This is a genomic window from Bradyrhizobium sp. BR 1433, from assembly GCF_051547665.1.
Lineage (GTDB): Bacteria > Pseudomonadota > Alphaproteobacteria > Rhizobiales > Xanthobacteraceae > Bradyrhizobium > Bradyrhizobium australafricanum.
Genome location: NZ_JBPUGG010000001.1, coordinates 6712294 through 6725184 on the forward strand (window position 1 = coordinate 6712294; position 12891 = coordinate 6725184).

Below are 12891 nucleotides of genomic sequence, written 5' to 3' on the forward strand. Positions count from 1 at the left end.
CGGCTGACGTCGTCGATCGCTCAGTGATCGTGAACGGCGATGACCATGGTGGCGGGATCGAAGCGGAATACGAGCAAATAAAGCTTGATGACGTAGCGCAACAGCATCAGCACGGCGCCGGTCAGGATGGCCGAGTAGTAGATCCACATCGGGAATTCGAGGCCCGTGATGCTGCGCTCGTCGAGGCTGCGGGCGACATCCGCAACCTGGAAGCCGCAATAGGCCAGGCCGCCACAAAACAAGATCGCGACACAGCAGTTGAATGCCTCGACCCATCTTTGCCCTTGCGGCGGCAACAGTCGCAGCACGACGTCGGGCCTGACATGCCCATCGGTCCGGACCAACTGGCTCGACGCCAGAAACACCGCCCAGACCGTCAGATAGACCACTACCTCCTCGCCATTGATGAAGGCGAAGTCCTTGTTCACGTAGCGACCGATGACCTGAGCGGTCCCGACCGTCAGCGCGGCGGCACCAAGAACTCCTATCAACAGGAGTTCAAGCCTGTTCCAGATCTTCATCATGGGTGGCAATCAATGGCCGACGGTCGTTACATCCGCCTGCACCTGCAGCAGCAAGGCGGGCGAAATCCGCAACTCCTTCGCGATGCCGTCCTGCAAAGGCAGCATCTTGGCGCGGACCGCAGCGAGCGCGCTCTCGGACGGCGAAACGAACACGATGCCGTTCTTTTCCAGCGTGTGGCGCGCCTCGGTCTGAGCTTCTTCCATACTCTTGCGGTAGGCCTGGATGTTCTCCTGCCAGAGGTCGAAGACCAGCTTCTGGAGATCCGGCGGCAGCTTCTTGTAGAAGCTCTCGCTGATCATCGGCACGTAGAACCCGACGAATTCGCGATCCGCAAATCCATATTTCACGCCGGATTCCCAGAGCTTTGCGCTGGCAAGGCTTTCATCGGTCGAACTCAGCCCGTCGAACGTGCCTTGCGAGAGCGCCAGCGGAACGTCCGGCCAGGCTGTGACGTTCGGTGTTGCATTGAAGAACTTGGCTCGCGCCGATTGTCCGGCACCGCCGGAGTTGCGGATCTTCATGCCGGCCTGATCGGCGAAGTCGCGGATCGCCTTGTTGGTGCTGTAGGTGTTTTGATATCCGAGCTGCAGCCAGGGGCCGAGCAATTTGACATCGAGCTTGCTCTCGAATTGCTTGTTGATGATCTCGCCGATCTTGCCGTCGGCAGCAGCATAGACCACCGGGTAGGGCTGCCCGAAAAATGCCGGCAGCTGGAAGACGTCTGCATCGGGGACGAAGCCGGTCAGCACCCAGGTGCCGGGGATCGCCATCTCGACGGCGCCCTGACGCAGCGCCTTCACCACGTCGCGGTCGCGAAACAACTGGCCGCTGTGGAACAGCTCGGTCGTGATCCGGCCGCCGGATTTTTCCTGCAGCTTCTTCAGGTAGTCGGCGGCAGACAATGTCCGTCCGTGTGTCGCCGACGTGTCCACCGAAGCCCGCAGCTTGAACTGAGGTTCGGCTGCTAGCGCTCCCTGGCTGCACTGAATCGCAAGCACGGCAAGCACGGCCGTCACGGCGCCCCGCATCATCGAGTTTCTCCCCTTGGCCGTCGTCTTCTGTCCGCGACGGGTCACGGAAGCTAACGGGCAGGCCAGGTTGATTCAAGTGGAACGTTTCATTGCATAGGTGTGTCAGTAGCGGTGCGTCGTTTGGAGTTCTGATGGATCGTTCGATCGACAGGGTAAATTACTGTTATTATTCATATTTATTGCATGTCGAGAACGGTGGCTCATCTCAAGCATAGCTGATCTGCCCTATTTTCGATGAAACGTTTCATTGACAGGGCGACCTCCGCGCGCCTAGCGTCCCGGCGCCGAGCGATACGCGCGGCCCCGGAGCGGAACGCTTCGGGTTTCCACGCAACAAGTGGACGGCGCATGAGCCGCAACAAATTACGGGGGGAGTGATGAGCACTACGCGGAGAAATTTGCTGTTGTCCGGCATCGCCATCGGCGCTGCGCTGGCCAGTTCGAATGTTTCGGTGATGGCGGCGGGACAGGAATTGACGCTCGGCGTCGTCGGCGTTCTGTCGGGTCCCGCTGCGCAATGGGGCCTCGCGCTGCGCGGCGCGGTCGAGCTCGTCGCTGCCGAGGCCAACCGGGACGGCCTGATCAAGGTCGACGGGACGCCATGCAAGGTCAACGTCGTTGCCATCGACAGCAAGTACACGGCCGAAGGCGCCGCCGCTGCAGCCAACACGCTGGCAGGGCAGGGCGTTAAATTCATCATCGGCCCGATCGGCTCGCCCGAGCTCACCGGCGTGAAGCCGATCGCCAAGCGCAATTCGATGCTGGTGATGGGCAACGGCTACGCCAAGGATGCGCTATCGCCGCAGTTGCCGCTGGTCTTTCACATGGGGCCGGGTCCTTCGGGCTGGGCCGAGCCGATCATCAAGATCGCCAAGCAGAAGTTCGGCATGAAGAGCGTGGTGCTGGTCGCGCCGAACGACCAGGGTGGCACGGATATCGCGAGCGTCGACGCCGACGCATACAAGAGAACCGGCATCACCGCTTCCGAAGAATATTATCAGCGTGGCACCACCAATTTCGCGCCGATCGTGACCCGGATCATGAACGCGAAGCCCGACGCCGTCGATCTCGCTTCATCGCCCCCTGGCGACGCCGGCATCATCGTGAAGCAATTGCGTCAGGCTGGCTTTGAGGGACCGATCGGACGTCTCGGCGGTCCGGGATACACCGAAATCTCCCGCGTCGCCGGTGGCGACGAGGTGCTGAAGGACTTCTATTGGTACGAGCCGGTTCTCATCGACGAGAAAGTGCAATTGATCGCCGACGAGTACAAGAAGCTGCTCGGTGCCGAGCGGCCGGAAAACAATCTGTTCTTTCAGTGGGTCTCCGCCGCCCGCATGGTAACCAAAGCCATCGCCAAGGCCGGTACCATCTCGGACACGGCCAAGGTTGCCGAGGCCCTGCGATCGTTGCCGGTTGAGGATCCCAATATCGGTCCCGGTCACTGGATCGGGCAGGATTTCTTCGGCATCAACCAGGAACTGTCGTTCCCGTTCGGTGTCGGACTCGTGGAAAAAGGCAAGCTGCAACCGACCATCAGGGTCGAAGCGGCCGGCGGCAAGTAGCGGGTACTCCGTGCAAGGTTTTGTCGCCACCTGCCTCATCGGCATCAGCCTGGGTGCGCAGTACGCGCTGCTCGCCCTCGGCTTCACCCTGATCTTCGGCATTCTCGGAGTCGTCAATTTCGCGCATGGCGGCTTCTACGTTCTCGGAGGATATCTCGCCTATGCCGCGGTGACCTATCTTGGCATGCCCTACGCGCTGGCGGTGATCTGCGCGGCGCTGGGCACCACGCTGCTCGGATTCCTGTTCGAACGCTTCGTGCTGGATCGCGTGATCGACGATCATCTGGCGACGCTGATGCTGACGCTCGGCCTCTATTTGATGATGTCGAGCGGCATATTGGTGGTGTTCGGACCGCAATCTCCGGCCTTCGCCTTTCCATTGACCGGTGTCATTCACGGCCATGGCTTCTTTGTGCCGATCGAGAATCTCGTGGTGCTGGGCGTCTGCATCGTCGGGATCCTGTCGATCTACGGCCTGATCTATTACACCGATTTCGGCCGCGCGCTGCGAGCGCTGGCCGATGACCGCGCGGTGGCGACAGCGCAGGGACTGCGTCCCGCGATTCTGTTCCCGGCCGCCTTCGCCCTGGCGACGGGGCTCGCCGGCCTCACCGGCGCGCTGGTCACACCGATCCTGTCGCTCGCGCCGCATATCGGCGATCCTGTGCTGGCGACGTCCTTCCTGATCGTCATTCTCGGCGGTCTCGGTAGCGTCGGTGGTGCGACAGTCGCGGCTTTCATCGTCGGCATGGCGGAGGCGTTCTCTGCGGTCTATCTCGGTGGCTCGAAGGGCGCACTCGCGCTGTTCGTGCTCGTCCTGGTCATGCTGGTCGTCAAGCCATCGGGTCTTTTCGGTCACCGGGTTCGGGGAGCTTGAGCACATGACAGCCCGCACCCTTTCCAAGCGCGGCGACCTGGCCGAGGCAGCAAGCGTCGTGGTTATCGCGGCCGCCTTCGTAGTCCCCTGGCTCAGCCAGAACCCGATGGTCTATTCGCTGGCCAACCAGATGCTGATCGCGATTACGGCCGCGTTCAGCGTCTACATCATGCTGCGCATGAATCTGATGACCTTCGCGGTGCCGACCTTCATGGCGATCGGCGGTTACACTGTCGCGATCCTGGGACTTCGTCACGGCGTGACCGATGTGCTGCTGCTGGGGCTTGCGAGCTTCGTGGTGCCGGCGCTGTTCGCGCTGCCGCTCGGCGCGCTGGTCCTCCGTCTGACCGGCGTCTATTTCGTGCTGGTCACGTTCGTCCTCACCGAGATCACGCAACTGTTGCTGTTTGAAACGCCGGGATGGACCGGCGGGTCCAATGGACTGGTCGGCATGCCTGCGGTGACGCTGTTCGGGCTGGAGCTCGCCGACAACCGCGCGGTGCTGCAGGTCACGATCGGGCTGGCGCTCGCCGGCGCCATCGTCACCGCTGCGGTGACCCGCACGCTGCGCCAGCATTTCGCGGCGATCGAAGAGAACGAACTGCTCGCCCAGAGTCTCGGCCTCGTCGTCTGGCACTACAAGGCGTTCGGCTTTGCCATCGCGGCGGGTGTATCCGGGCTCGCTGGCTTCGCCCTCGTCAACATGCTGCTCACCGCACATCCGACCTCGTTCAGCGCGCTGTCATCGGTCAACTACATTGCCTATGCGATCATCGGTGGGAAGAGCAGCATGCTTGGCCCGGTTGTCGGTGGCGCCCTGCTGATCTGGGCGGGAGACGTCTTCGCATTGCGCGGGGAGTATTCCCAGTTCCTGTTCGGCTTCCTGATCGTGGTGGTGGTGCTGGTCGCGCGCGAGGGCGTCGTCGGGACGATCCATCGCCTCGGCGTCCGCGTGTTTTCGCCGCCGCCGTCGTCGTCGCGGTCCTCCACCGTCGCCTCGTCGCCGACGCTGAGCGTGCCCAATGCGATGGAGCCCCTGCAATGACCGCTGAACGCACCGGACGGACCGACGGCGGCGCGCTGCTCGAGGTCGCAGCCATCTCCAAGCGTTTCGGCGGGCTGCATGTCTTCGACAATGTCAGCTTCGCCATCCCGCCAGGCGACGTCCTTGGCGTCATCGGGCCGAATGGCGCCGGCAAGACCACGCTCATCAACGTCATTTGCGGCATGCTGCCGCCGACCATCGGCCGGGTGCGGCTCGACGGCAAGGATATGACCGGCAAGCCGCTGCATGCCGTCAGTCGCATGGGAATTATCCGCAGCTTTCAACAGACCAACACCTTCCGTACGGCATCGGTCCGCGAGAACATTTCACGGGCCCTTCGCTTCAGCGGCAGCGGGCCCCGATGGGACAGCGTTGCGCCGCTGATCGACGAGTTCGAGCTCGAACCGCAGCTCGACGAGCAGAGCGACAAGCTGCCGTACGGGCTCCAGAAGATGCTGGGCCTCATTCTGGCTTGCGCCGCCCGGCCGAAAGTCCTGCTGCTCGACGAGCCGGCGGCCGGTCTCGAGCGGCGGGAGCGCCTGCGGGTCGATGCTTTCGTGCGCCACGTGAGGACGGAGCTCGGTTGCGGCGTCCTGATCGTCGAGCATGACATGGATCTCGTGCGCCGCCTCTGTCCGAGAATACTGGTGCTCGATTCCGGCCGTGTCCTGGCCGAAGGCGCTCCGGCCGACGTCCTGGCACGCAAGGATGTCATCGACGCCTATCTCGGGACGGTGGACGAGGAGGCGGCCTGATGCTGGCGGTGAAAGACCTCGAAGTCCGCTACGGCGGCATCACGGCAATCAGCGGCGTCTCGATCGACGTCGCCGAGGGCGAGACGGTCCTGCTGATCGGCGCCAATGGCGCCGGCAAGTCGAGCCTGATCAACGCCATCATCGGTCTGGTCCAGGCCTCGCATGGCAGCGTGCGCTTCGCGGGCCGTGATTTCAGTGCCGTATCCTGCGATGGGCGCGCGCGGGCCGGAATTGGGTATTCGCCCGAAGGCCGCCGCGTATTCCCGACCATGTCGGTCGCCGACAACGTCCTGAGCGGCGCCTGCTGGCACGGCGGGGCGAGCCAGCGCCAAGCCTGGGCCTGGCTCTGTGGCATCTTTCCGATCCTGAAGGAGCGCGCCAGCCAGCCGGCCGGACAATTGTCGGGGGGACAACAGCAGATCGTCGCCTTGGCGCGCGCCATGAGTTCGTTTCCCAAGCTGCTGCTGCTGGATGAACCCTTCCTCGGGCTCGCGCCGGTGTGGATCGCGCAGATCAGCGAGGCGATCCGTCATATGCAACAGCGCGGCACGACCATTCTCATGACCGAGCAGATGGCGCGTCCGGCGCTCAAGCTTGCCACACGCGGCTACGTGATGCGCGGTGGCGAGGTCAGGCGGAGCGGCACCGTCGCCGAAATTCGCGACGTTGCGCTTGCCGAGGAGTATTTGTGATGTCCGCTACTTTGAACGCCACTGCGCTGCTCGGGACCTTCGCCGCAACGACGTCGGCGAGCGAACTGTCCCCGGATGTCGCCACGAAGGCAGCCATTTGCCTGCTCGACTCGCTGGGGCTCGCGCTCGCGGCGCGACACGAGCCGACGGCCGCGGCCGCGCGCGCGATGTCCGCGGAGGTGCTGCCTGGACCGCGCACCGCGCGCATCTGGGCGAGCGGCAAACATGCCGCGCTGTCCGAGGCGGTTCTCGCCAACGGCATTGCCGTTCACGCCCATTTTCAGGACGACACCGACCACGATTCATGGACGCACCCGGGATCCCTGATTGCGCCGGTCGCGGTGTCGCTTGGCGAAACGCTGGATGCGCCGCTGCGCACCGTATTGACCGCTCTCACGGTCGGCTATTCCGCGCTCAAATGGCTTGGTGCGGGTGAAGTCGTTGCCCGCGGCCTGATCGGCCGGGGCGTGCGGACCAGCCCGACCTTCGGCACGATCGGCTCCGCTGCGGCGGCCGCCGCCGCACTTGCACTCGATCCACCGAGGTCCACCAGCGCGGTTGCAATCGCGGCCTGCACGACCGGCGGCACGCTGGAGCCGGTGCGCTGCGGCTCCGACGAATGGCGCGTACAGAACGGGCGCGCCGCCCAGGGCGGGCTGGTGGCCGCGGAGCTTGCGGCGCGCGGCGTCCAGGGGGCGCCTGATGCGCTGGAAGGACCGAAGGGATTGTTGCGCTCGCTTGCCGGCCTCGATCGCACGCCAGAACAATGGCAGCGAGGCCCCGATGTCGCGACGATGATCGGCATCATGGCAAAACCGTTCGCAACCCTGGGCGACAACATGTCGGCGGTGCTGGCGGCGCATATGCTTCACCGCGACGGCATCGATCTGTCGCAGGTGAAGCGGATCACCGTGACGATCTGGGAGCCCTATACGCAATATCCGGGAACGTCATTCAAGGGACCGTTCACGCGGACGGTGCAGACCCAGGCCAGCACCGCCTTTGCGGTCGCCGCCATGCTGCGCTACGGCCGCCTCGACTACGAGATGGGCGTCGAGCATCGCCAGGACCGGGAGATCATGACACTCGTCGAAAAGACGATCGTCGAGCCGGACGCGATCGGTACCCATCTCGACGCGACCGTCGAGTTGGAGATGGAAAATGGTGGGCGTCTTCGCCGGACCGCGCGCGAGGCGCCCAAGGTTCTGGTGTTCCAGGACGAAGCCCGCGCCATCGAGGTTTTCGATAGCCGCCTGGCCGGCACCGGAATTCCGGCCGGCGAAGGCGCCAGCCTTGCGGCCGAGGTTTTCGCCTCGGCACGTAGCGGCGGATCGATGCCTGTGCGCAGGCTGCTCGACCGCCTGACCCGATCTCAAAGGGATGCGATCAAATGAAACTTGGACTTGAAGGCAAGACTGCGATCGTCACCGGCGGCAGCAAGGGCATTGGTCTCGAGACCGTACGCCTGCTGGCGGAGGAGGGTGTCAAGGTTCTGGTCTGCGCGCGCCGCGAGGACGCGCTGGCCGAATGTCGTTCTGACGTCGAGCGGAGCACCGGCGTCAAGGTCGAAACGCTGTCGCTTGATGTGACCGATCTGAAGCAGATCGAGCGGCTGCCGGCGGTCGCCCGCGACCGTCTCGGCCGCATCGACATCCTGGTCAACAATGCCGGCACCGGCACCTACAAGCCGTTCCTCGAAGTCACCGACGAGGAATTGCAGTACGGCATGGCGATCAATTTCTTCGCTCAGTTCCGTATCTGTCAGCGCATCATCCCGATCATGATCGAGCAGAACGGCGGCAGCATCGTCAACGTGTCGGGCGAAACCGGGATCATGGTGACGATGCCGCCGTTCCTGTCGTCATGCACCGGTCCGGCCAAGTCGGCCGAAATCCGCTTCTCCAAGATTCTCGCCAACGAATTCGGGCCGCACAACATTCGCGTCAACTGCGTCGTTCCCGGTTTCGTCAATACTCCGGAACGTTTTGCAAAATGGGAGCGCGAACTCGCCAAGCGCAATCTGGGCGAAGAGGAGGCGGAAGCCGAACGCAAGCGCTGGTCGGAAAACAATTCGATGCGCAACACGCGCTGGGGCACGCCGGAGGAACTCGCCAATTTGATTGTCTTCGCGCTGTCCGACCGCGCGAGCTTCGTCAACGGCGCGGTGCTGGTTGCCGACAATGCACAGGACAAGTCGTGAAAGCGACGCCGCTCGACATGATGAATCGATTGATGACAACAGGAACGGCGGCGGCCCTTGCGGCAGCCGGGAGGATTTGATGGACGTTGACAAGCCGCTCGCTGGTATCACCGTGGTTGAACTCGGACACAGCGTGGCCGCCCCCTATGCCGGACTGATTCTGGCCGATCTCGGCGCCCGTGTGATCAAGGTCGAAAATCCCAAGAGCGGCGATTATGCGCGTGGCTGGGGGCCGCCGTTCTGGAACGGAACGGCAAGTGTGTTCCATAGTCTCAATCGCGGCAAGGAAGGCATCACCGTCGATTTCGGCGCAGCGGAGGATTGCGAGAGGCTGAAGTCGCTGATCCTGAACGAGGCCGATGCCGTCATCCAGAATCTGCGGCCCGGCATCCTGGACAAGTTTGGTCTCACCGCGGATGCGCTCAGCGCCGCGAAGCCATCGCTGATCTGGTGCGACATCGGCGCGTTCGGCGCCAAGGGGCCGCTCGCCAGCAAGCCCGGCTACGATCCGCTCGCCCAGGCCAGCACCGGCATCATGAGCGTCACCGGCGAGGGCGGCCGGCCGCCGGTGCGTGTCGGCGTCTCGCTGGTCGACATGGGCTCCGGCATGTGGGCAGTGATCGGCATGCTCGCCGCGTTGGTGGCGCGCAACAAGGGCGGTCAGGGCCGCAGCGTTGCGACCTCGCTTTACGAGACCGGGCTCGCGTGGATGACCGTTCCGCTGGCCGGCTATGCGGCGTCAGGTGAGGTGCGCAAGCCCTATGGATCGGGCACCGCGGAAATCGCGCCCTATCAGGCATTTGAGGCGTCCAACGGATGGCTGATGATTGCCGCCGGCAACGACAATCTGTTCCGCAAGCTGTGCGTGGCGTTGAGTCTCGAGGCGCTTGCGCATGATCCTGACTTCGCGACCAACGCGGCAAGGGTCGTCAACCGCGAACGACTGATCCCGCAAATCGCGGCCGCGGTGCGTAAGTATACGGTCGATGCGCTTGGCGGCATTCTCGACGGAGCCGGGGTTCCCAATGCACCGCTGCTGACCACCGATCAGGTTGCGGAGCATCCGCAAACCCGCGCCCTCGACATGATGGTGCGATGTGCTGGCGACGATATCGATCTTGTCGGCGTTCCGCTTGCCTTCGACGGTACGCGACCGCGCGCACGCACCGCTGCGCCGGCGCTCGGCCAGCACAATGCCATTCTTCGAAAGCCTGCGAGCAAGGGAGCCATCAATGCGAACTGATTTCCAGACCATCAAGGTCGAACGGCGTGATGGCGATATCCTGCTGGTGACGTTGCACCGGCCGGAAGCGTCGAATGCGATGAACACCCAGATGGGCCTCGATCTGGTGGAACTGTTCGAGGGCTTCTCGACCGACATCGAGGGGTTGCGCGCTGTGATCCTGACCGGACACGGCGACAAGGCGTTCTGCGCCGGGGGCGATCTGAAGCAGCGCAACGGCATGACGGACGAGGCCTGGCAGGCACAGCATCTGGTCTTCGAGCGCATGCTGCGCGCTCTGCTGGGCTGTCCGATTCCCGTGATCGGCGCGATCAACGGTGCGGCCTATGGCGGCGGCTGCGAGATCGCCGCGGCGCTCGACTTCGTCTACGCCTCGACCAATGCACGCTTCGCGCTGACCGAAGTGACGCTCGGCATCATGCCGGGTGGCGGCGGCACGCAGAATCTGCCGCGCGCCGTCGGCGAGCGCCGCGCCAAGGAATTGATCCTGTCCGGGCAGCCGTTCTCGGCTGCCGAGGCCGAGCAGTGGGGGCTGGTCAATCGGGTGCTGCCGCCAGGGGAATTGCTGGAGGCGACCTTCGCCATCGCCCATCGCATCGCTGCCAATGGCCCGATCTCGGTGCGCCAGGCCAAGCAGGCGATCCATCGCGGTTTGCAGATGTCGCTCGCCGATGGCCTCGCCTTCGAGATCGAGGCCTACAACCGTCTGGTCCCGACGGCGGACCGGCGCGAAGGCGTGCTGGCGTTCAACGAGCGCCGCAAACCCAACTTTCAAGGCAAGTAGAAGGAGGCGCGAAATGCGTGAGAAAGCTCATGTTCGCGAGGTCGGACCCCGCGATGGCATTCAGATGGTCAAAACGATCTTGCCGAGCGCGCGCAAGCTGGCCTGGTGCCGCGGCGCGGTGGAGGCCGGAATCCGCGAGATCGAAGTGACCTCGTTCGTGCCGGCCAAGGTGATCCCGCAATTTGCCGATGCGGAGGAGGTGGCCCGCGGCGCGCTGACAATGCCGGGCTTGCGGCCCTCGGTTCTGGTTCCGAATCTGAAGGGGGCCGAGCGTGCCTTCGCGCTCGGTGTGCCAATCGTCAACTACGTGCTGTCGGCGAGCGAGGAGCACAACCAGGCCAATGTTCGCCGCAGCACCGAGGAGTCGCTGCAGGACTTCGCGCGCATCGCCGCGGCGCGCGATCAGCGCCCCGGGGCACGAATCGGACTTGGTGCGGGCATCGCGACCGCATTCGGCTGCACCATCTCGGGGACGGTATCGGAGGCACGAGTGGTCGAGATCGCGGTGCGACTCGCCGGGATGGGCGCCGACGAGATCATCGTCGCCGATACGGTCGGCTATGGCGATCCGGGTCAGGTCCGCCGCCTGATGGGCGCGGTGATCGCAGCGGTGCGTCCACTGCCGGTCGCCTGCCACTTCCACGACACGCGCGGTCTCGGTCTCGCCAATGTGACGGCGGCACTGGATGCGGGTGTACGCGCCTTCGACGCATCCCTCGCCGGACTCGGCGGCTGTCCGTTCGCACCCGGCGCCACCGGCAACATCGACACCGAGGATACCGTCTTCCTGCTCGAGCAACTCGGTTTCGATACCGGCGCCGATGTCGAGCGGCTGGTTGCCTTGCGACGCGAGGTCGAGAGCTGGCTGCCCGGCGAACGGTTCTCCGGCGCGATCGCCCGCGCCGGCCTGCCCAAAACGTTCCGCGTGTCGGCCAGCGCCGCCGCCTGAAAGGATATGACATGAACTATCACGACGCCGCCCAAACCGCCGACATGGAGGTCACCGTCACGTTGGGCGAGGATTTCTCCGACCTGCGCAACACGGTGCGGCAGATCTGCAAGGGCTTTCCGGGCGAATACTGGCGCAAGCTCGACGATCAAAGCGCCTATCCGACCGAATTCGTCGCGGCGTTGACGGAGGCGGGATTCCTCGGCGCGCTGATCCCGGAGGAATATGGCGGTTCGGGCCTGCCGCTGCGTGCGGCGGCAGTGATCCTCGAAGAGATCAATGCGAACGGCTGCAGCGCCAGTCCCGCGCATGCCCAGATGTACATCATGGGTACGTTGCTCCGTCACGGCAACGAGACCCAGAAGCGGACCTACCTGCCGGAAATCGCGGCGGGACGGCTGCGGCTGCAGGCCTTTGGCGTAACCGAGCCCAATACCGGCTCCGATACCACCCAGCTCAAGACCCGCGCCGAGCGTCAGGGGGACGTCTATGTCGTCAACGGCCAGAAGGTCTGGACGTCGCGGGCGCTGCACTCCGACCTGATGCTGCTGCTGGCGCGCACCAGTCCGGTCGATCAGGTGAAGCGGCGCACCGACGGACTTTCGGTGTTCCTCGTCGACTTGCGTGAGGCCAAGGGCAACGGCGTCGAAATCCGCCCGATCAAGGCGATGGTCAATCACAATACGACAGAGGTGTTCATCGAGAACCTGAAAGTGCCGGTCGCCAATCTCATCGGGGAGGAAGGCAAGGGCTTCCGCTACATCCTCGACGGCATGAACGCCGAACGAATCTGCGTCGCCTCCGAATGTGTGGGCGACGGACGCTGGCTTCTCGGCAAGGGCGTCGCCTATGCCAATGAGCGGCGCGTCTTCGGACGATCGATCGGCCAGAATCAAGGCATCCAGTTTCCGCTGGCGCGCGCCTACGCCGAACTCGAAGCCGCCGACATGATGTGCCGCCGCGCCGCCGCGCTGTTCCAGGCCGGGCAGCCCTGCGGAGCAGACGCCAACATCGCCAAGCTGCTGGCGTCGGAGGCCACCTGGAAGGCTGCCGATACGACATTCCAGACCCATGGCGGCTTCGCCTTTGCGCAGGAATACGACGTCGAGCGCAAGTGGCGTGAGGTCCGTCTTTACCAGACAGCCCCGATCTCGACCAACATGGTGCTGGCCTTTGTGGCGCAGCACGTGCTCGGTCTTCCGCGTTCCTACTGAGGAGACGACCC

At 64.2% G+C, this 12891-nt stretch carries 13 protein-coding genes; 11 read left to right on the forward strand and 2 right to left on the reverse strand.

Annotated elements, in window-relative coordinates; translation table 11 throughout:
• Window positions 1–20 precede the first annotated feature (20 nt).
• A complete protein-coding gene (locus ACSKB9_RS32305; RefSeq protein WP_438078197.1) occupies window positions 21–524 on the reverse strand; it encodes a TRAP transporter small permease in 504 nt (167 codons plus the stop codon).
• A 9-nt stretch (window positions 525–533) separates the two neighbouring features.
• On the reverse strand, window positions 534–1556 hold the full coding sequence (dctP, locus tag ACSKB9_RS32310) for a TRAP transporter substrate-binding protein DctP (RefSeq protein ID WP_438078199.1): 1023 nt from the start codon (window positions 1554–1556) through the stop codon (window positions 534–536).
• Between the two features lie 404 nt (window positions 1557–1960).
• Between dctP and ACSKB9_RS32315 the strand changes: the two genes are divergently transcribed.
• From ACSKB9_RS32315 to ACSKB9_RS32365, 11 genes are all read left to right on the forward strand, one after another.
• Window positions 1961–3121, forward strand: a complete 1161-nt coding sequence (locus tag ACSKB9_RS32315) for an ABC transporter substrate-binding protein (RefSeq protein WP_438078201.1) — start codon at window positions 1961–1963, stop codon at window positions 3119–3121.
• Window positions 3122–3131: 10 nt separating this feature from the next.
• Complete coding sequence (locus ACSKB9_RS32320) at window positions 3132–3998, forward strand: branched-chain amino acid ABC transporter permease (RefSeq protein ID WP_438078203.1); 867 nt, start codon at window positions 3132–3134, stop codon at window positions 3996–3998.
• Window positions 3999–4002: 4 nt separating this feature from the next.
• Entirely contained in the window at window positions 4003–5043 is a 1041-nt protein-coding gene (locus ACSKB9_RS32325) for a branched-chain amino acid ABC transporter permease (RefSeq protein WP_168855312.1), read from the forward strand.
• Window positions 5040–5798, forward strand: coding sequence for an ABC transporter ATP-binding protein (locus ACSKB9_RS32330; RefSeq protein WP_438078205.1), 759 nt, complete (start codon window positions 5040–5042; stop codon window positions 5796–5798). The genes ACSKB9_RS32325 and ACSKB9_RS32330 overlap by 4 nt, the downstream gene beginning before the upstream one ends.
• Window positions 5798–6490: an ABC transporter ATP-binding protein gene (locus tag ACSKB9_RS32335; RefSeq protein ID WP_438078207.1), complete on the forward strand. Its 693-nt coding sequence runs from the start codon at window positions 5798–5800 to the stop codon at window positions 6488–6490. The genes ACSKB9_RS32330 and ACSKB9_RS32335 overlap by 1 nt, the downstream gene beginning before the upstream one ends.
• On the forward strand, window positions 6490–7884 hold the full coding sequence (locus ACSKB9_RS32340; RefSeq protein WP_438078209.1) for an MmgE/PrpD family protein: 1395 nt from the start codon (window positions 6490–6492) through the stop codon (window positions 7882–7884). Before ACSKB9_RS32335 ends, ACSKB9_RS32340 begins: the two co-directional genes overlap by 1 nt.
• Complete coding sequence (locus ACSKB9_RS32345; protein ID WP_050387517.1) at window positions 7881–8690, forward strand: SDR family NAD(P)-dependent oxidoreductase; 810 nt, start codon at window positions 7881–7883, stop codon at window positions 8688–8690. The genes ACSKB9_RS32340 and ACSKB9_RS32345 overlap by 4 nt, the downstream gene beginning before the upstream one ends.
• A 79-nt stretch (window positions 8691–8769) precedes the next feature.
• Window positions 8770–9933, forward strand: coding sequence for a CaiB/BaiF CoA transferase family protein (locus ACSKB9_RS32350; protein WP_438078211.1), 1164 nt, complete (start codon window positions 8770–8772; stop codon window positions 9931–9933).
• A complete protein-coding gene (locus ACSKB9_RS32355; protein WP_057017381.1) occupies window positions 9923–10717 on the forward strand; it encodes an enoyl-CoA hydratase/isomerase family protein in 795 nt (264 codons plus the stop codon). The genes ACSKB9_RS32350 and ACSKB9_RS32355 overlap by 11 nt, the downstream gene beginning before the upstream one ends.
• Window positions 10718–10730: 13 nt before the next feature.
• Window positions 10731–11666 carry a hydroxymethylglutaryl-CoA lyase gene (locus ACSKB9_RS32360; RefSeq protein WP_438078213.1) on the forward strand — a complete coding sequence of 312 codons (936 nt, stop codon included), beginning with the start codon at window positions 10731–10733 and terminating at the stop codon, window positions 11664–11666.
• 11 nt (window positions 11667–11677) lie between these two features.
• On the forward strand, window positions 11678–12880 hold the full coding sequence (locus ACSKB9_RS32365; protein ID WP_438078215.1) for an acyl-CoA dehydrogenase family protein: 1203 nt from the start codon (window positions 11678–11680) through the stop codon (window positions 12878–12880).
• Window positions 12881–12891 lie beyond the last annotated feature (11 nt).

Coding starts and splice junctions, on each gene's coding strand:
- ACSKB9_RS32305 (WP_438078197.1), bottom strand. CDS start 524: ATGATGAAGATCTGGAACAGGCTTGAACTCCTGTTGATAGGAGTTCTT.
- ACSKB9_RS32360 (WP_438078213.1), top strand. CDS start 10,731: ATGCGTGAGAAAGCTCATGTTCGCGAGGTCGGACCCCGCGATGGCATT.
- ACSKB9_RS32340 (WP_438078209.1), top strand. CDS start 6,490: ATGTCCGCTACTTTGAACGCCACTGCGCTGCTCGGGACCTTCGCCGCA.
- ACSKB9_RS32365 (WP_438078215.1), top strand. CDS start 11,678: ATGAACTATCACGACGCCGCCCAAACCGCCGACATGGAGGTCACCGTC.
- dctP (WP_438078199.1), bottom strand. CDS start 1,556: ATGATGCGGGGCGCCGTGACGGCCGTGCTTGCCGTGCTTGCGATTCAG.
- ACSKB9_RS32325 (WP_168855312.1), top strand. CDS start 4,003: ATGACAGCCCGCACCCTTTCCAAGCGCGGCGACCTGGCCGAGGCAGCA.
- ACSKB9_RS32335 (WP_438078207.1), top strand. CDS start 5,798: ATGCTGGCGGTGAAAGACCTCGAAGTCCGCTACGGCGGCATCACGGCA.
- ACSKB9_RS32345 (WP_050387517.1), top strand. CDS start 7,881: ATGAAACTTGGACTTGAAGGCAAGACTGCGATCGTCACCGGCGGCAGC.
- ACSKB9_RS32330 (WP_438078205.1), top strand. CDS start 5,040: ATGACCGCTGAACGCACCGGACGGACCGACGGCGGCGCGCTGCTCGAG.
- ACSKB9_RS32355 (WP_057017381.1), top strand. CDS start 9,923: ATGCGAACTGATTTCCAGACCATCAAGGTCGAACGGCGTGATGGCGAT.
- ACSKB9_RS32350 (WP_438078211.1), top strand. CDS start 8,770: ATGGACGTTGACAAGCCGCTCGCTGGTATCACCGTGGTTGAACTCGGA.